We start from the raw sequence: 20,369 nt of genomic DNA on the forward strand, positions 1-20,369 counted from the left end.
GGAGCAGAGTATCTACAGAGATACTTCAAGCGTGGGAGCGAGCCTGCTCGCGAATGTTCTTTGCGAGCAAGCTCGCTCCCACTGGGGGCTTGACCTGGAACAGAGTATCTACAACTTTCGGGTGTTGGTGTGTTCGCGGTGTCCCTTGCCTGTTTCTGTCAAAAGCGGCAGGTTAATTTCCCCCTGACTTCATCCGTTCCGTAGGGATAGCCGAGCCAACGCTCGATAGCCAACACGTACGGAAGAAGTCAGATGAATGCTGAGAAGTCCCTCAAACTTGCCCGCCGATTCATCGAGTTACCGCTGGAAAAACGCCGGTTATTCCTCGACGGTCTGCGGGCAGAAGGGATCGACTTTTCGCAGTTTCCGATTCCCGCCGATGTGCCCGCAACCGACCGTCAGTCGTTGTCGTATGCGCAGCGGCGCATGTGGTTTTTATGGCAACTCGACCCCCACAGTGGTGCCTATAACCTGCCGGGCGCGGTACGCCTGACCGGCGCGCTGGATAGCGCCGCGCTGGAGCAGGCCTTTGCCCACCTGGTGCAGCGCCACGAAACCCTGCGCACGGTGTTTCGTCAAAATCCCGATGACAGCCTCGAACAGGCGCCGCTCACGGTTCCCCTCCAGGTCGAGCAGCTGGATTTCAGCCTGCTGCCCGTCATTGAGCGTGAACAGGCGGTCGCGTCCGAGGCTCAGCGCCAATCGCTGCAACCCTTTGATCTGGCCAACGGCCCGCTGTTGCGAATCAAGCTGCTCAAGCTCGCCCCACAGGAGCATGTACTGCTGCTGACCTTGCATCACATCGTGTCTGATGGCTGGTCGATGAGTGTGTTGATCGACGAATTTATCCGCAGCTATGACGCTTTCGAGCGCGGCGAGTTGCCCGCGTTGGCTCAGTTGCCGATTCAATACAGCGATTACGCGTTGTGGCAACGCCGTTGGCTGCAGGCCGGTGAGCAGGCCCGGCAACTGGAATACTGGCAGTCACGGCTCGGTGACGAGCATCCTGTCATGGCCTTGCCCACGGATTATCCGCGCCCGGCGATGCCGAGTTATCGCGGCACCCGGTATGAATTTGCGGTTGCCCCGCAACTGGTCGAGCAATTGCGCGCCTTGGCGCAACAACACAATGTCACCCTGTTTATGCTGCTGTTGGGCGCGTTCAATATCCTCCTGCACCGCTACAGCGGCCAGGACGATCTGCGGGTCGGGGTGCCGATTGCCAATCGTAACCGGCGCGAGGTCGAGGGGCTGATCGGGTTTTTCGTCAATACCCAAGTGCTGCGCACACAACTCAATGCCCAGACCTCGGTGGCCGAGTTGCTGGGCGCGGTGAAAGAGACCGCGCTCGGCGCCCAGGCACATCAGGAGTTACCCTTCGAGCAACTGGTTGAGGCGCTCAAGCTTGAACGTAACCTGAGTCATAACCCGCTGTTCCAGGTGATGTACAACCACCAGCCGCAGGTCGCGGATATCGATACGGTGAATACCGCCTCCGGCCTGAAGTTGAGCCTGGTGGAGTGGGAAGGGCGTACCACCCAATTTGACTTGAGCCTGGATACTTACGAAAAAGCCGGCCAGCTGCACGCTGCCCTGACCTACGCCAATGACCTGTTTGACGGTGCGACCATCACCCGCATGGCTGGGCATTGGAGCAACCTGCTGCGGGCGCTGGTAGACAACCCTGAACGCCGGGTTGGCGAGTTGCCGATGCTCGATGCCAGTGAGTGGCAGACCCAGGTCCATGACTGGAACCGCACCCAGGTCGCTTACCCGACCCATACCTGCCTGCAGCAATTGATCGAAGCGCAGGTCGAGCGTACGCCGAATGCCATAGCCCTGGTGTTTGGCACGCAGTCCATGACCTTTGCGCAACTCAATGCTCGCGCCAACCAGCTGGCCAATCTGTTGCGCGAGCAGGGCGTGGGCCCGGACGTGCTGGTGGGTATCGCGCTGGAACGCTCGCAGGAGATGGTGGTGGGTTTGCTGGCGATCCTCAAGGCCGGTGGCGCATACGTGCCGCTGGACCCGGAGTACCCGCAAGAGCGGCTGGCGTACATGATCGACGACAGCGCCATTGCGCTGTTGCTGACCCACAGCCGCTTGTTGGCGACGCTACCGGTGGCCGATGTGAAGGTCATCACTGTCGATCAACCTTCGGGTTGGCTGGACGACTACAGCGCCAGCAATCTCAACCTGGCCCAGGATTCGCAACACCTCGCCTACGTGATCTACACCTCGGGTTCTACCGGGCGCCCCAAAGGTGCGGGCAACACGCATGCGGCGCTGGTCAACCGCCTGTGCTGGATGCAGCAGGCTTACGCTCTGGGGGCAGACGATGCCGTGCTGCAAAAGACCCCGTTCAGTTTTGACGTGTCGGTGTGGGAGTTTTTCTGGCCGCTGCTCACCGGGGCCCGGCTGGTAGTAGCCCAGCCCGGCGAACACCGCGAACCGCTGCGCCTGATCGAGACCATTCGTCAGCAGCGCATCACTACGCTGCACTTTGTGCCGTCGATGTTGCAGGCGTTTATTCACGAAAGTGCAGTCGAGCACTGCACCAGCCTGCGCCGGATTGTCTGCAGTGGTGAAGCATTACCGGTGGACGCCCAGCAACAGGTGTTCGCCAAACTGCCCGCTACCGAGTTGTACAACCTGTATGGGCCGACCGAAGCCGCCATCGACGTGACGCACTGGACCTGCCTGGAGGAAGGCGCAGCCAGCGTGCCGATTGGTTTGCCGATTGCCAACCTGCGCACCTGTGTCCTCGACGCGAATCTGTCGCCCGTGGCGCTGGGGGTTGCCGGTGAGCTGTACCTGGGCGGTGCCGGATTGGCCCGCAGCTACCATCGACGGCCGGCCCTGACCGCCGAGCGCTTTGTGCCGTGCCCGTTCAACCAGGGCGAGCGCCTGTATCGCACCGGTGATCTGGTTCGGCAGCGGGTGGACGGGGTGATTGAGTATCTGGGGCGCCTCGACCACCAGGTCAAGTTACGTGGCTTGCGCATTGAGCTGGGGGAAATCGAAGCGCGTCTGGTCGAGCACGCGGCAGTGCGCGAAGCCGTGGTGCTGGTGCTCGATGGCAAGCAACTGGTGGCGTATGTGGTACTGCAAGATCCATTGCAGGCCGACTGGCAGGCCGCACTCAGCGCGCACCTGCAACTCGCGTTGCCGGAATACATGGTACCCGGCCTCTGGCTCAGCCTTGAGCGCTTGCCGCTGTCGGCCAACGGCAAGCTGGAGCGCAAGGCCCTACCGCGCCCGGACCTCAGTGCGCAGCAACAAGGCTATGCCGCACCGGCCTGCGAGCTGGAGCAGCGCTTGGCCGATATCTGGCAAAACGTACTGGGCGTGGCGCAGATTGGCGTGGATGACAACTTCTTCGCCCTGGGCGGTGACTCGATTATCTCGATTCAAGTTGTCAGCCGAGCTCGTCAGGCCGGGATCGCGTTCAGCCCGCGAGATCTTTTCCAGCATCAGACCATTCGCAGCCTGGCCCGGGTCGCCGAGCTGAGCCAGCAAACCAGCATCGATCAGGGGCTCGCCAGTGGCGCTGTGGCATTGGCACCCGTGCAGCAGTGGTTTTTTGCGCAGCCAATGCCTCAACGTCACCACTGGAACCAGTCGCTGCTGCTGCACCCGCGTCAGCCGCTTGAGGGCGCTGTGCTCGAGCTGGCGCTGCGCTCGTTGCTGACGCATCACGATGGTCTGCGCTTGCGCTTCGAACAGCGCGACGGTCAGTGGCAGCAGGCCTATGCCGAACTGCCGACGGACAGCCTGCTGTGGCACCGGCAGGTGACTGGTGTGCAAGAACTCAATGCGCTATGCGAACAGGCTCAGCGCAGCCTTGACCTGCAACAGGGCCCGCTGCTGCGCGCGCTGTTGGTGGACATGCCCGATCACAGTCAGCGCCTGTTGCTGGTGGTCCATCACCTGGTGGTGGACGGCGTATCGTGGCGTGTATTGCTGGAAGATCTGCAGCAGTTTTATAGCGCTCCGAGCCAGCCGCCGCAGGCCAAGACCAGTGCCTATCAGGCCTGGACTGCACGCCTGCAAGGCGAGGCTTTGGCACGGGTCGATGAGTTGGCCTGGTGGCAGGCGCAGTTGGCCGGTGCCTGCAGCGACTTGCCCTGTGACCGTCCTGACGCGGGTTTGCAAAACCGCCACGGGCGCAAGCTGGAGCTCAAACTCGATGCCGAACTTACCCGCCAGTTGTTGCAAGTGGCCCCTGCAACCTATCGCACCCAGGTCAACGATTTGTTGCTGACGGCGTTGGCACGGGTGATTGGCCGCTGGAGTGGGCAGGCCAGCAGCTTGATTCAGCTCGAAGGCCACGGTCGAGAACAGCTGTTCGATGACCTCGATCTTTCGCGCACCCTGGGCTGGTTTACCAGCCTGTTCCCGGTACAACTGACTGCGCAAGGTGACTTCGGCACCTCGATCAAATCGATCAAGGAGCAACTGCGCAGCGTTCCGAACAAGGGCGTCGGTTGCAGCGCTATCCGCAGATCGGTCTGGTCAACGCCTACGGCCCGGCGGAATGCTCGGACGATGTGGCACTGTTTCGGGTCGATGCTGCTTCGGTCGATGGCGCATATCTGCCGATTGGCCTGGCCACCGACAACAACCGTCTGTATGTGCTCGATGGCGGTTTGCAGCCCGTACCAACCGGTGTGGTGGGCGAGTTGTATGTGGCGGGTACTGGCGTGGGGCGCGGCTATTTCAGCGATCCGGCGCGCAGTGCGGCGGTGTTTATGCCCAACCCATACGCGCAACAACCGGGCGAGCGCCTGTACCGTACCGGCGACCTGGCGCGGCGCCGCGCCGACGGTCAGCTGGAGTACGTGGGCCGCATCGACCAGCAGGTAAAAGTGCGTGGTTTTCGCATTGAGCTGGGTGAAATCGAATCCCGTCTGCGCGAGCTGGATGGTGTGCGCGAAGCCGCGGTGGTGGTGCAGGAAGGTCCGACCGGCAAGGCGTTGGTCGCCTTTGTGGTGGCCGACGACGAGGCGCCGCACTGGAGCCAGTTGCGCGAGCAGCTCAAGGCCGGGCTCAAGTCCCGCTTGCCCGACTATATGGTGCCGCTGCAATGGCAGGTGCTGGACAGCCTGCCGCTCAATGCCAACGGTAAGGTCGACCGCAGGGCGTTGCCCCAGGCGGGTGACTGGCAACGCGAGGTGATTGCCCCGCTGGCCGGGATCGAAACCCGGATTGCCGCCATCTGGCAGCAGGTGTTGAAACTCGACGCAGTGGGCCGCGACGACAATTTCTTCGAGCTGGGCGGGCATTCATTGCTGGTCGCGCAAGTGGTGTCCCGCGTGCGTCAGCAATTGAATATCGAACTGCCCCTGAGCAGCCTGTTTGAAACCGCCAGCCTCAGCGACTTTGCCAGCCGTTGTGCGGCGCAACCGCCAACTGTCAGCCAGCCGCCATTGCGCCCGCTGGTTGGCGGCCAAGCAGATGTGTTGTCGTATGCGCAACAGCGCCAGTGGATCCTCTGGCAGCTTGACCCGGACAGTGCGGCGTACAACATTCCCGCAGCGCTACGGCTTAAAGGTGCGCTCAATCGTGATGCACTGCTGCGCAGTTTCAATGACCTGCAGGCACGCCACGCAACCCTGCGTACTACCTTCTCCCAGGATGGCGAACAGGCCCGTGGCGTGCTGCACGCCAGTTTGCCGTTGGCCTTGCGTGAGTTGATCCTCGATACCGTCAGTGAGGCGCAGATTGAAGCCCTGGTCAGCGAAGAAATGCGCCAGCCGTTCGACCTGCGCCACGGTCCGCTGCTGCGCGTGTTGCTGCTCAAGGTCGCGGCCGATGAGCATGTGCTGGTGCTGACTGTGCACCATATCGCCGCTGATGGCTGGTCGATGCAGGTGATGGTCGATGAGTTCAGTGCACTGTATGTGGCCCATGTTCAGGGGCAGGCACCGAACCTGGCGCCGCTGGTTGTGAGCTACGCCGATTACGCGGCATGGCAGCGCAACTGGCTGCAGGGAGGCGAGGGCGAACGCCAGTTGAATGCCTGGCGCGAAAAGCTCGGCACTCATCACGCGCCGCTGGAACTGGGCAGTGAGCTGACCCGCCCGGCGATTCGCAGCGAGCGCGGCGCACGTATCGAATTGACGGTTGAACCGCAATTGGCCAGCCAATTGCGGCAGTTGGCTCAGCAGCAAAATGTGACCCTGTTCATGTTGCTGCTGACCAGTCTGCAAACGCTTTTGCATCGCTACAGTGGTCAGTCGGCAATCAGTGTTGGCGTGCCGAACGCCGGGCGGGGCCGGATCGAAACCGAAGGCCTGATCGGCTTCTTTATCAATACCCAGGTGCTGCGCGCCGAGATCGACGGTCAGCAAACCTTTGCCAGCCTGTTGCAGCAGGTCAAACAAACGGCGCTATGGGCGCAGGCGCATCAGGAACTGCCGTTCGAGCAACTGGTAGAGGCACTGCAACCGCAGCGCAGCCTCAGCCACACGCCGCTGTTCGACGTGCTGTTCAACCATCAACGCCAGGTCGGTGACAGTGTTGAACGCACGCTGCCGGGCTTGACCGTGCAACGCATGGACTGGCAACAGCACAGCGCCCAGTTCGATCTGGCACTGGACACCGAAGAGCAGGGCGAGCAACTGCACGCCAGCCTGACCTATGCCAGCGATGTGTATGACCCTGCCACTATCGAACGTCTGGCCGGGCACTGGTTGAACCTGTTGCGCGCCGTGGTGCGTGAGCCGCAACAACGTATCGCTGGGTTGCCGATGCTTGATGAAGTCGAGCAGCAGGCGCTGATCGCGCAGTGGAACCCGCAGGTGCTGAGCCAGCCGCTGGCGCCGAATCTGCATCAAATGTTTGAGGCGCAAGTGGCCTTGCAACCTCAGGCCGTGGCGCTGCGCTGCGACGGCGATTCGCTGAGCTATGGCGCGCTTAACGCGCAGGCCAATCGCCTGGCGCACAAGTTGCGCGAACTGGGAGTGGGTGCGGAAGTACGGGTGGGGATTGCCACCGAGCGATCCATGGCGCTGGTGGTCGGGGTGTTGGCGATTCTCAAGGCCGGAGGTGCTTATGTGCCGCTCGACCCGCAATACCCTGCGGAGCGCTTGAGTTACATGATCGAAGACAGCGGCATTCAACTGCTGCTGACCCAGGAACATCTGCTGGAAAACCTGCCGCCACGGGTCGGGGTACAGGCCTTGTGCATGGAGCATCTGGGGCTGGATGCCTTTAGCCCCGAAAACCTGGGCAACCTCACGCAGCCCGATAACCTGGCCTATGTGATTTACACCTCGGGCTCCACCGGTCGGCCCAAAGGCGCACTGCTCAGCCATGCCAACGTCACTCGTTTGCTGGGCGCCACGGCAGATCAATTCGGGTTTGGCTCGAGTGATGTGTGGACGCTGTTCCACTCTTATGCGTTCGATTTTTCGGTTTGGGAGCTGTTTGGTGCGCTGTGTACCGGTGGTCGTCTGGTGATCGTGCCGTATTACATCAGCCGTGAACCTGAGGTGTTTCACCGGTTGCTGTGTGATGAACACGTGACGGTACTCAACCAGACACCTACAGCCTTCCGGCAACTGCTGCCGATTGCCTGCAACAGCCCGCACCCGCTGGCGTTGCGTTGGGTGATCTTCGGTGGCGAGGCGCTGCAAGCGTCGAGCCTGCGTCCATGGTACGAACGCTTCGGTGATCGGCAAACCACGTTGGTGAACATGTACGGCATCACCGAAACCACGGTGCATGTGACGTACCGCGCCATCAGCCCGACTGATCTCGATGCCAGGGTGCAAAGCCCGATTGGTCGTCCGCTCAGTGACCTCAGCTGGTACTTGCTCGACAGCCAGTTGCAACCGGTGGCCGCGGGTTGCGCGGGTGAGTTGTATATCGCCGGGGCTGGGCTGGCGCGTGGGTATCACGGCCGCGCCGGGTTGACGGCCGAACGCTTTGTGCCAAGTCCGTTTGAACCGGGCACGCGGCTGTATCGCAGTGGCGATCTGGCTCGCCAGCGGGCCGATGGCAATATCGACTATCTGGGGCGGGCCGACCAGCAAGTGAAGATTCGCGGTTTCCGTATCGAACTGGGGGAAATCGAAGCCTGCCTCAAGCAGCAAGTCGGCGTCAGCGACGCGGTGCTGAGCGTGTATCAAGAGCAACTGTGCGCCTATGTGGTGGCCGACCAGCCCCCTGCTGACCCGCTGGCCTGGCGCGAGCAATTGCGTGCTGTGCTCAAGGGCGAGCTGCCGGATTACATGGTGCCCACACATTGGTTGCTGCTCGATGCGCTGCCACTGACCGGCAACGGCAAGCTTGATCGCAACGCCTTGCCGCTGCCCGACGCCGAACACTGGCAACGGCCTTACACCGCCCCCGTGGGTGAACTGGAAACGCAACTGGCGGCTATCTGGGCCAGCGTGCTGGAAGTCGAGCGAGTGGGGCGTCACGACAACTTCTTTGAATTGGGCGGGCATTCGCTGCTCGCGGCCCAGGCCAGCGCCAGGGTCGAACTGCAACTGGGCATCGAGTTGGCGCTACGGGCGCTGTTCGAAGCCGCTGACCTTCAAGCCTATGCCGCTCTGGCACAGGCGCAAACGCCTGCGGATAACGATGTTCGTCTGAGCGCACTTGAGTCGCTGCTCGACGAGATGGAGATCAACTGATGGAAAACTCTACCGCCTGGCGCATTGCCAACCGTTTCGCCAGCCTCGCGCCGCAGCAGCGTCGCGACTTTCTGCAAAAAATGCAGGAGCAGGGCGTCAGCTTCGGCCAGTTGCCGATACCGCTGACGGCACCTGCCGCTGAACCGTGCGAGCTGTCTTATGCCCAGCAACGCCAGTGGTTCCTGTGGCAACTTGACCCCGAAGGTGCGGCCTATCACATCCCGGCGGCCCTGCGTTTGCGCGGCGCGCTGAATGTGCCTGCGTTGCAGCACAGCTTCGATGCGTTGCTGGAACGCCATCACAGCCTGCGCAGTGTGTTTATTGAAACCGATGGTCGGGTTCTCCAGCAGTTGCAAACCCCTACCGACCCTTCACTGACTTTGACCCAGCATGATCTGCGTGTTCAGCCCCAGGCCGAACGCCTGAACATGGCCATGCAACTGCTGGAGCTGGATATAGCCCGGCCGTTTGATCTGCAACACGGCCCGTTGTTGCGAGTCAGCCTGTTGCAACTGGACGCCGACGATCATGTGCTGGTGCTGACCTTGCACCATATTGTTGCTGACGGCTGGTCGATGGGGGTACTGGTCGACGAGTTCTCGCAGCTGTACGCGGCCCATGTCCAGGGCAAGCCCCTTGAGCTACCCGCCCTGGCGATCCAGTACAGTGATTACGCGTTGTGGCAGCGCCGCTGGATGGAAGCCGGTGAGCTGGAGCGCCAGTTGGACTGGTGGCGCGGGCAATTGGGCAGCGAGCAGCCGGTGCTGGAGTTGCCCGGCGACCGTTCGCGCCCGGCGCAGCCCACGCAGCAGGGGGCGCGGCTGGACTTTGCACTGCCACCGGCGCTGGCCAAAGGTTTGATGAGCCTGGCCCGCCAGCGTGGCGTGACCCCGTTCATGCTGTTGCTGGCCAGCTTTCAGGTGTTGCTGCACCGCTACAGCGGTCAGACAGACCTGCGCATCGGCGTGCCGGTGGCCAACCGCAGCCGTGCAGAAACCTGTGGTCTGATCGGCTTTTTCGTCAACACCCAGGTGCTGCGCGCCGAGCTTGACGGGCGCTTGCCGTTTGCCCGGCTGCTGGAGCAAACCCGTGACCGTGCGCTGGATGCCCAAGGCTATCAGGACTTGCCGTTCGAACGTCTGGTGCAAGCGCTGCAAGGTGAGCGCAGCCTGAGCCACAGCCCGCTGTTCCAGGTCATGTTCAACCATCAGCAAAGTCGCCCCGGCGCACTCGGCGGGATGCTTGCCGGGCTTGAGGTTCAAAGCCTGGCGTGGCCGGGGCGCACGGCGCAGTTTGACCTGCAACTGGATACTCACGAAGAAGGCGAGCGGCTGCTGGCCAGCCTGACTTATGCCACCGATTTGTTTGATGCCGAGCGCATCGAGTGCCTGGCCGGGCACTGGCGCAACCTGCTGGCAAGTATCGTGGCCGATCCCGAATGCGCGATTGGCGAACTGGCGATGCTGTCGGCGGCTGAAGTCGAGGCCACCTTGCTCGGCCTGAATGCCACGCAGCAGGTCTATCCCGGCCCCGAGTGCGTGCACCAGCATATCGAGGCGCAGGCTGGCGCGACCCCGGATGGTTGCGCGCTGGTGTTTGGCCAGCAGCGTCTGAGTTATGGCGAGCTGAATCAGCGAGCCAATCGTCTGGCGCACCATTTGCGTGAATTGGGCGTCGGCCCGGAAGTCCGGGTCGGGGTTGCTTGCGAGCGCTCACTGGAACTGGTAATCGGCCTGCTGGCGATCCTCAAGGCGGGTGGTGCCTATGTGCCGCTGGACCCGCAATACCCGGCCGAGCGACTGGCCTATATGTTCGAGGACAGCGGCATCAGCCTGTTGCTGACCCAGACACCGGTGTTGGCCAACCTGGCGCTACCGGCGGGGCTGGCCAGTCTGTGCCTTGAAAGCACGGCGCATTGGCTGGCCGAGTACAGCGCCGCGAACCTGGCAAATGTGGCCAGCGCACAAAACCTGGCCTATGTGATTTACACCTCGGGTTCCACCGGTCGCCCGAAAGGCGCGGGCAATAGCCATGGCGCCTTGTATAACCGTCTCGCCTGGATGCAACAGGCCTATGAACTGAACACCGCGGATCGGGTGTTGCAGAAAACCCCGTTCAGCTTTGACGTGTCGGTGTGGGAGTTTTTCTGGCCGCTGATGCACGGCGCAACCCTGGTGGTGGCTGCTCCCGGCGCTCATCGCGACCCGCAGCAACTGGCGGCATTGATCGTCGAGCAGGCGATCACCACCCTGCATTTTGTTCCGTCGATGTTGCAAGCCTTTATCAGCGCTGACGAAGCGGCGCAGTGCAGCTCGTTGCGGCGCATTGTGTGCAGCGGTGAAGCGTTGCCGATGGCGTTGCAGCGCCAGACTCTTGAGCGCCTGCCACATGCGCAGTTGTACAACCTGTACGGGCCGACCGAAGCCGCCATCGACGTAACTCACTGGACTTGCGTCGAGGAGGGCCGCGACAGCGTGCCGATCGGACGGCCAATCGCCAACCTGCGCACCTATATTCTGAGTGCCGAGCTGCAGCCATTGCCGAACGGTGCGATTGGCGAGTTGTACCTGGCGGGCGCCGGGCTGGCGCGGGGTTATCATGCCCGCCCGGCTCTGACTGCCGAGCGCTTTGTGGTCGACCCGTTGGGCAGTGGCGAACGCTTGTATCGCACGGGCGATCTGGCGCGCTATCGCGTTGACGGCGCTATTGAGTACTGCGGTCGTATCGACCACCAGGTGAAAATTCGCGGGCTGCGTATCGAACTGGGCGAAATCGAAGCGCGCCTGCAAGAGCATCCCCAGGTGCAAGAGGCCGTGGTGCTGGCGTTGGACAACCAACTGGTGGCGTATCTGGTGCCGGTTGTTGCCCCGCAAGATCCGGCCCGCTGGCGCGAAGAACTGAAAGCGCATTTGCTGGTGAGCTTGCCGGATTACATGGTGCCCACGCACCTGATGCTGATCGATTGCATGCCGCTGAGCCCCAACGGCAAGCTGGAGCGCAAATTGTTGCCGTCGCCGCTGATCAATGTCAGCCAGCGTATTTTTGAAGCGCCGCGCAGTGCCAATGAACGACAGTTGGCGGCAATCTGGCAAGACGTGCTGGGCCTGGAGCAGGTCGGGCGTCAGGACAATTTCTTTGAGCTGGGTGGCGACTCGATCATCTCCATTCAAGTGGTCAGCCGCGCTCGCCGCGCGGGTCTGGGTTTGCAGCCACGTGATCTGTTTCAGCAACCGACCTTGCATGCGCTGGCCGCGGTGGTTAGCCAGCAAGTCGCGGCGCCAATCGCCCAGGGCCCGGTGTTGGGCGCACAAGTGTTGACCCCGGTGCAACAGTGGTTCTTTGCCCAGCAGACGGTGCAAAACCAGCACTGGAACCAGTCGGTTTTGCTTGCCGTGCGTGAGCCGCTCGACTTGCTGCGCCTGCAAACCGCGCTGCAACAGGTGCTGGCCCAGCATGACGCGCTGCGTTTGCAGTTCCGTCAGCAGGACGGGCAGTGGGCCGCGCACTACCGGCCATTGGACGGTGTGGCCGCCACCGATTTGCTGTGGACCGCACAAGTGCAAAGTGACGAGGCCCTGCAAGGTCTGTGCGACGAAGCTCAGCGCAGCCTGTCGCTGCACGATGGCCCATTGCTGCGCGCGGTGCTGATTGATCATGACGACGGCAACCAGCGTTTGCTGCTGGTGATCCACCACTTGGTGGTCGATGGCGTGTCCTGGCGGGTGCTGCTTGAAGACCTGCAAGCGGCTTATGCCTCTCAGGCGCTGGGGGAAAAAACCAGCTCGCTGCAGGATTGGGCGTTGCAGTTGAATGCTTATGCGCAAAGCGAGGATCTGGCGGCGCAATTGCTGTGGTGGCAGCAACAGTTGCAGGGTGTCAGCGGCGAGTTGCCGGATGCGCGTGCCAACGCCAGTCAGGCAGTGCGGCATCGGCAGGTGGTCAGCATGGGGCTGGATCGCGAACAAACCCGCCAATTGCTGCAACAGGCGCCAGCGGCCTATCGCACCCAGGTCAATGATTTGCTGCTGACCGCCCTGGCCCGTGCATTGTGCGACTGGACCGGCGAACCGACAGCGTTGATCCAGCTCGAAGGTCACGGGCGTGAGGACTTGTTCGAGAACATTGACCTGACCCGTACCCTGGGCTGGTTTACCAGCCTGTTCCCGGTGAAGTTGACCCCGGCAGCCGGACTTGGCGAGTCCATCAAGGCAATCAAGCAGCAACTGCGTGAAGTACCGGGCAAGGGCCTGGGGTTTGGATTGCTGCGCTATCAGGGGGATGCGCAGGCACAAGCCAGCCTCGCGGCTTTGCCAGCAGCGCGGGTGACGTTCAACTACCTGGGCCAGTTCGACCAGAGCTTCAGCGAGGACGCGCTGTTTGTGCCAGCCCAAGAGGCCAGCGGCGCCGCGCAAAGCCCCGATTCGCCGCTGGCCAACTGGCTCTCGGTGGACGGCCAGGTGTTTGGCGGCGAATTGAAACTGGACCTGAGCTTCAGTCAGGAGTGCTTCGACAAACATCAGATTGAGGGCCTGGCCGCGGGCATTCAGATGCATTTGCAGGCGCTGGTAGAGCATTGCCTGAACCCGCAGCACAGCGGCGTGACCCCCGCGGACTTTGCGCTGGCGAATTTGACCCAGGCGCAACTGGACCAACTGCCGGTCACGCCACGGCAGATTGAAGACCTGTATCCGCTGTCGCCGATGCAGAGCGGTTTGCTGTTTCACAGTCTGTACGAGCCGCAGGCTGGGGCTTACGTCAATCAACTCTGCGTGGAGGCCAAAGGTCTGGACGCGGCGCGCTTGGCCCAAGCCTGGCAAGCGACGCTGGATGCGCATCCGATTTTGCGCAGCGGGTTTCACTGGCCTCAGGGCGCAACCGCCCCGGTGCAACTGGTACAGCGTTCGCTGCAATTACCGCTGACCGTGCTCGACTGGCGCGGGCGTGCCGATCAGGCTGGCGAATTGCAATTGTTGGCCCGCAGCGAGCGTTTGCAGTTCGATCCGGCGCAGCCGCCGCTATTGCGTCTGGCGCTGGTGCGCCTTGACGAACAACGCCAGCAGTTGATCTACACCCACCACCACTTGTTGCTCGATGGCTGGAGCAATGCGTTGCTGCTCGGCGAGGTGTTGCAGCGCTACGCCGGGATAGAAGTAGCTCCCGCGCAGGGCCGCTTCGGTGACTATATCGGCTGGCTGCAAGCCCAGGACCCGGTGGCCGACGAAGCCTTCTGGCGCGTGCAACTGGCGCCACTGCAGAGCCCGACCCTGTTGGCGCAGAGCCTGCCCCATACGCCTTCAAACGGTGTCGGCTACGCCGACCATCACCAACTGTTCGATACACAACTGAGCGCCGACTTTGCGGCGTTTGCCCGCCAGCACAACATCACCCTCAACACGCTGGTGCAAGGCGCCTGGGCCGTGCTGTTGCAGCGCTATAGCGGCCAGCAGAGCGTGGCATTTGGCGCCACTGTGGCGGGGCGGCCGGTGGATTTACCGGGGGCGGAGCACCAGCTCGGGCTGTTTATCAACACGTTGGCGGTGATCACTCAACCGCAAGCGGCCGAGAGCGTGGCGCACTGGTTGAGCCGCTTGCAGGCACACAACCTGGAACTGCGTGAGCATGAATTTACCGCGCTCAGTGATGTGCAGCGCTGGGCGGGACGCGCCGGTGAGCCGCTGTTCGACAGTTTGCTGGTATTTGAAAACTTCCCCATTGGCGAGGCCTTGCAGCAGGGTGCGCCACAGGGGTTGAGCTTTTCGTTGCCGGACAACCATGAGCGCACCAACTACCCGCTGACCCTGGCCGCGGTCAGTGAAGGCCAGTTGCGCCTGACCTGGAGCTTTTTACTCAGTCACTTTACGCCGTCAGTGATTGCCCGCATGAGTGAGCACCTGGCCTGCCTGCTGCGGGGCATGATTGCCGCGCCGCAAGCCAGTCTTGGCGAGTTGCAGTTGTTGAGCGCTGCCGAACAACACCAGCAATTGCAGGACTGGAACCGCCAGCCGGGAGCCGCGAGCGAGCTGTGCGTGCATCAGTTGATCGAAGCGCAGGCGGCTATTCGCCCTGAGGCAACGGCGTTGATCTTTGACCAGAGTACGTTCACCTACGCCGACCTCAATCAGCGCGCCAACCGTTTGGCCCATCGCCTGCGTGAGTTGGGAGTGGGACCGGAAGTGAGGGTGGGGCTGGCGTTGGAACGCTCGCCACAGATGATTATCGGCTTGCTGGCAATTCTTAAGGCCGGTGGCGCCTATGTACCGCTGGACCCGGCTTACCCGGCCGAGCGCCTGAGCTATTTGATGCAGGACAGCGGTATTGCGCTGTTACTCAGCCAGTCCTGGTTGCGCAAGGGGCTGCCGCATATCGACGGTTTACCGGTGCTGGAACTGGACCGCGAAGACATCGCTTGGTTGCCTGCGAGCAATCCGCCCAACCTCACGCAACCACAGAACCTGGCCTATCTGATCTACACCTCGGGCTCCACTGGCCGCCCCAAAGGCGTGAGCGTGGCCCACGGTCCGCTGGCCATGCATTGCCTGTCAATTGGCGAGTTGTATGGCATGACCCCGGATGACCGCGAGCTGCAATTTGCCTCCATCAGTTTCGACGGTGCCCACGAGCGCTGGTTGACCCCGCTGGTCTTCGGCTCGGCGTTGATGCCGCGCGATGACGAAGTATGGAGCGCCCAGCGCACCTGCGAAGAAATCGAGCGCCACGGCATCACAATTGCCTGTTTTACCCCAAGTTACTTGCTGCAAATGGCCGATTACATGGGCGAAGCCGGGCGCAAGCTGCCGATTCGTTCTTACACCGTGGGCGGTGAAGGCATGCCCAAGCACGCGTTTGATGAGGTGCAGCGAGTGCTGCAACCACCGCGCATTATCAACGGCTACGGCCCGACCGAAACCGTGATTACGCCGCTGATTTGGTGCGCCTACCCGGACACCCGATTCGAGTCGGCGTTCTTGCCCATAGGTCGCCCGGTGGGCGAGCGCAGTGCCTATGTGCTGGACGCCAGCTTGCAGCCGCTGCCGGTAGGGGTGGCCGGTGAGTTGTATCTGGGTGGCGAAGGTGTCGCCCGTGGCTACCATCAGCGCCCGGCCCTGACCGCCGAACGCTTTGTGCCCGATCCATTCGTGGCGGGCGCGCGGCTGTATCGCAGTGGCGACCTGGCACGGTTGCGTGACGACGGTGTGGTCGAGTATCTGGGACGTATCGATCAGCAGGTGAAGATTCGCGGGTTCCGCATCGAACTGGGCGAAATCGAGGCCTGCCTGTTGGAGCACGATGGCGTGCGCGAGGCCTTTGTAGTCGATCGCGATGGCCCGGTGAGTCGTCAGTTGGTCGGTTATATCGTGGCCCGTGATCCGCTGGCCGACGAGGTCGGGTTGCGTGAACATTTGATTGCTCATCTGCGCAGCCGCTTGCCGGCGCATATGCTGCCCGCGCACCTGATGTGCCTGGTGGCCTTGCCGTTGACCCCCAACGGCAAGCTTGATCGTCAGGCCCTGCCTGCCCCTGAGGCCAGTCGCCAGGTGCTTGACCGGGTGCTGCCGGAAACGGCGGCCGAATTACTGTTGGCCGATATCTGGCAAGACTTGCTGGGGTTGGAGGCGATCAGCGTCACGGAAAACTTTTTTGAACTGGGCGGCGATTCGATTATTTCGTTGCAGGCGGTGAGCCGTGCCGGGGCGCAAGGGCTGGTCTTTACTCCCAAGCAACTGTTCGAAGCGCAAACCATCCGAGCCTTGGCGGCGGTTGCGATCAATACCGGGCCGCAAGCGCTGCAGCGCATCGAGACCTTGCCCTTTGCCCTGGTGCCACATGCCGTGGTGGTGGACCGCAGTGCGCTGGATGATCTGTATCCGCTGTCGCCGATGCAGCAGGGCATGTTGTTCCACTGTATTGAATCGCCAGAGCTGAACCTTTACGTCAACCAGCTCAGCGTGGCGGTAGAGGGGTTGCAGGTGCCGCGGTTTTGCAGCGCCTGGCAAACCCTGCTGGAACGTCACGAAGTGTTGCGCACCGCCTTTATGTGGCGCGACGGCCTGGCTGACCCGTTGCAGGCGGTGTATCAGCACGTCGAGTTGCCGATTGTCGAACTGGACTGGCGTGAGCATGCGGCCCCTGAGTCGGCATTGCTGGCGTTGGCGGCTGACGATCAGGCCCGGGGTTTTGACCTCAGCTGCCCGCCGTTGATGCGCTTTACCCTGGTGCGTCTGGACGACAACCGGTTCCAGATGATCTGGACCTACCATCATTTGTTGCTGGACGGTTGGAGCGCTTCGCGCCTGCTCGGCGAAATGCTGCGCTTGTACGCCAAACAAATACTGCCGTGCATGAGCGGGCGTTATGCCGACTACATCAGTTGGCTGGCGCGCCAGGACGTGACGGCAGCCGAAGGCTTCTGGCGTGAGCGTCTAAACACATTGCAAGCGCCGACAATCCTGGCCAATGCGGCCAATACCGATGGCAGCGGGCATGGTGTGCTCTACAGCTATCTGGATAGCGCTGCGAGCCGTCGATTGCATGCATTTGCCAGCAGCCAGAGAGTGACGCTGAACACGGTGGTGCAAGCAGCCTGGCTGTTGCTGCTGCAACGTCACACCGGGCAACGCAGCGTGGCCTTTGGTGCCACGGTTGCCGGGCGGCCGACGCAACTGGCCGGGGCGCAAGACATGCTCGGGCTGTTTATCAATACCCTGCCGGTAATTCAGACCCTCGATCCGCAACAGGCGCTGGGCGACTGGCTGCGCCAGTTACAGGACTACAACCTGGCGATCCGCGATTTTGAACATACGCCGCTGGCAAATATTCAGCGCTGGGCCGGGCAGGGCGGGCAAGGGTTGTTCGACAGCATTATCGTGTTTGAAAACCACCCGGTGGACCGTGCCTTGCGCGGCGAGCAGGACGGCGAGCTGAAGTTTGCCGAGGTGGGCAGCGGTGGGGTGACTAACTTCCCGATGGACTTGATGATCAGCGCCACCGACCAGGGGCTTGAGGTGGAATACCTGTACCTGCGCGAGCGTTTCGATGCGGTAACGGTAGAGCGCATTCGCAGCCAGTTTGAAGGCTTGCTGGTGCGCTTGCCGCTGGGTGGCAATTGCCTGATCGGTGAGATCGGCCTGCCCCATGGACGGATCGAAATGGCGCAGGTCCCGGCGCCAGTGCGGGATCTGGTGCAGGGCTTTATGGCACAGGTTGCAGTGCAGCCGCAGGCGTTGGCCTTGATCTGCGATGGCCGCGAGTTGAGCTATGCCGAACTTGACCGTCAGGCCGATGCGCTGGCGCTGCACTTGCAGGCGCGGGGGATTGGTCCGGAGCAACTGGTAGCCGTCGCACTGCCGCGTTCGGAGCAAACCATTGTGGCGTTTTTGGCGGTGCTCAAGGCAGGGGCAGCCTACTTGCCGCTGGACCTGGATTACCCGGCCGAGCGCCTCGGGTTTATGTTGGCAGACTCGGGAGCGAGCCTGTTGCTGTGCCACAGCGATCTCGATCAACGCGTGGCGTTTAACGGCGTCACGCCACGGCTGTTGCTCGATCAGTTGCCGGTACGGGATGGCACGCCGCGTGCGGTGCGGTCGTTGCCCGGGCATCTGGCGTATCTGATTTACACCTCGGGTTCTACTGGCCAGCCCAAGGGCGTGGCGGTGGCCCGCGAGCCGATTGCGCGGCATTGCCAAGGGATTATCGACCTCTATGAGTTGAGCCCGGCCAGTCGCGAACTGCACTTTATGTCGTTCGCCTTTGACGGTGCCCAGGAGCGCTGGCTTGGCGTGCTGCTGGCAGGCGGTAGCCTGGTGATTCGCGACGACAATCTGTGGACCCCGGAGCAGACCCTGCAGGTATTGCATCAGCAGCGGGTGACCGTGGCGTGCTTCCCGCCAGCCTATCTGCAACAACTGGCTGAAGTGGCTCTGGCGCAGGGCAATCCACCGGCGGTGCACACTTATTGCTTTGGTGGCGATGCAGTACCGCACGCCAGTTTTGAGCTGGTCAAACGTGCCCTGCAACCCCTGCGGCTGGTCAATGGCTATGGCCCGACCGAGACCGTGGTTACGCCTTTGCTGTGGCGGGCCGAAGCGAGCGAGTGTTGTGACGCCGCTTACGCCCCGATTGGCCGCAGTGTGGCCGGGCGGGGCGTGTATGTACTCGATGCGGACATGAATCCGTTGCCGGTGGGGGTCAGTGGTGAGTTGTACTTGGGCGGCGAATGTCTGGCCCGTTGCTACCATCGCCAGCCGGGGTTGAGCGCCGAGCGCTTTGTACCAGATCCGTTCGCCGCCAGTGGCGGACGCATGTACCGCACCGGCGACCTGGTACGCCAGCGTGAATGCGGGCTGATCGACTATCTGGGCCGTCTGGACCAACAAGTAAAAATTCGTGGCTTCCGTATCGAACCGGGGGAAATCGAAGCGCGTTTGCGTCAGTGCGACGGTGTGCAGGATGCGGCGGTCAAGGTCATCGAGGGCGCGAGCGGCAAACAGTTGGTGGGCTATGTGGTGGCTGCGCGCGGCACGATTTCGGAGCGCCAACTGAAAGCGCAATTACAGGCACAACTGCCGGACTACATGGTGCCCAGCCATATCGTGCTACTGGAGCGTTTTGCGCTATCGGCCAATGGCAAATTGGATCGCCGTGCATTACCCGAGCCGCAATTGCTTCAGGGCCACTATCGAGCACCGCGTAATGCGCTGGAACAGGCGTTGGCCGGGATCTGGCAGGAGGTGCTGGGGCTGGAGCAGGTGGGCATCGACGATAACTTCTTTGAGCTGGGTGGTGATTCGCTACAGGTGCTTAAGGTCATCTCGCGAGTGCGCAATCAGCCAGAGCTGGGTTTGAGCCTCAAGCTGCGCGACCTGATGCAAAAGCCGTGTATTGCCGAACTCAGCGGCTTTGAACCTGTGGTTACAGGTCAAGCACCTGATCCGTTGCTGGCACTTAACAGTCGAGTCGAAGCAGTGCCGCCGTTGTTCTGCCTGCATGCCGGTTTTGGCACGGTGTTCGACTACGAACCGCTGGCGCGTAAATTGGACGGGCGGCGCAGCGTCTATGGAGTGCAATGCCGCATGTTGCTGGACCCCGAATGGCAGGATGGGTCGTTGCAGAGCATGGCGCAGGCCTATGCCGAGCGCATCCGCCAGCAGCAGGAGCACGGCCCCTATCACTTGCTGGGCTGGTCACTGGGCGGGGCGTTGACGGTGCTGGTGGCCCAGGCCCTCGAGGCTCAAGGTCAGCAAGTGGCATTTGCCGGGCTGGTAGACAGCTATGTAGCGGGCACTGCTGAAGCCAGTGACGGGCGTGAAGACTTGCAGGACTTTTTGCGCTTTGTGCTGGGCGTACCGCAAGCCGAGGCGCAGCTGTTGACCGCGACTGGCGCCGGTGCCGAGCAGGTGATCGAGGCGGCCATGGCAGAGCCGCGCAGCAGTCTGGGTGAGCATGGATTGCTGGGCGCGGCGGAGTTGAGTCACATCTTTGCCGTGGGTGCACGTCTCAAACAATTGGCCCTGGACCAGCGCTCACTGCCTCGGACTCGGGTAGCGGCACATCACTGGTGGGTGGTCGGGCGTGAAGACGAGCGTCGGGTACATGCGGCGCAAATGGGTCCCGGGGCGGGGCATGAGGTGTTGAGCGGTGGCCATTATGAGCTGCTGCGTCACGCCACCTTGCTCAAGCAACTGGATGAATTGTTGGAGCCTGAACTGGCTTGATCTTTGTTGAGCA

At 62.2% G+C, this 20,369-nt stretch carries 2 protein-coding genes and 1 pseudogene; all 3 read left to right on the forward strand.

Translation table 11 applies throughout. The features are described 5' to 3' along the window. Positions 1-252: 252 nt before the first annotated feature. Positions 253-4,503: pseudogene (locus V6L79_RS24740) on the forward strand (amino acid adenylation domain-containing protein); the annotation flags it as partial. Continuing rightward, positions 4,488-8,645: an amino acid adenylation domain-containing protein gene (locus tag V6L79_RS24745; RefSeq protein WP_405046636.1), complete on the forward strand. Its 4,158-nt coding sequence runs from the start codon at positions 4,488-4,490 to the stop codon at positions 8,643-8,645. The pseudogene V6L79_RS24740 and the gene V6L79_RS24745, both read left to right, overlap by 16 nt. Next, positions 8,645-20,356, forward strand: a complete 11,712-nt coding sequence (locus V6L79_RS12160) for an amino acid adenylation domain-containing protein (RefSeq protein WP_338580285.1) — start codon at positions 8,645-8,647, stop codon at positions 20,354-20,356. The genes V6L79_RS24745 and V6L79_RS12160 overlap by 1 nt, the downstream gene beginning before the upstream one ends. Positions 20,357-20,369 lie beyond the last annotated feature (13 nt).

It is taken from the genome of Pseudomonas sp. ML2-2023-6 (assembly GCF_037055265.1).
Classification (GTDB): Bacteria; Pseudomonadota; Gammaproteobacteria; order Pseudomonadales; family Pseudomonadaceae; genus Aquipseudomonas; species Aquipseudomonas kulmbachensis.

Bases quoted from the DNA above. Each gene is read 5' to 3' on its own strand.
- V6L79_RS12160 (WP_338580285.1), top strand. From the start codon at position 8,645: ATGGAAAACTCTACCGCCTGGCGCATTGCCAACCGTTTCGCCAGCCTC.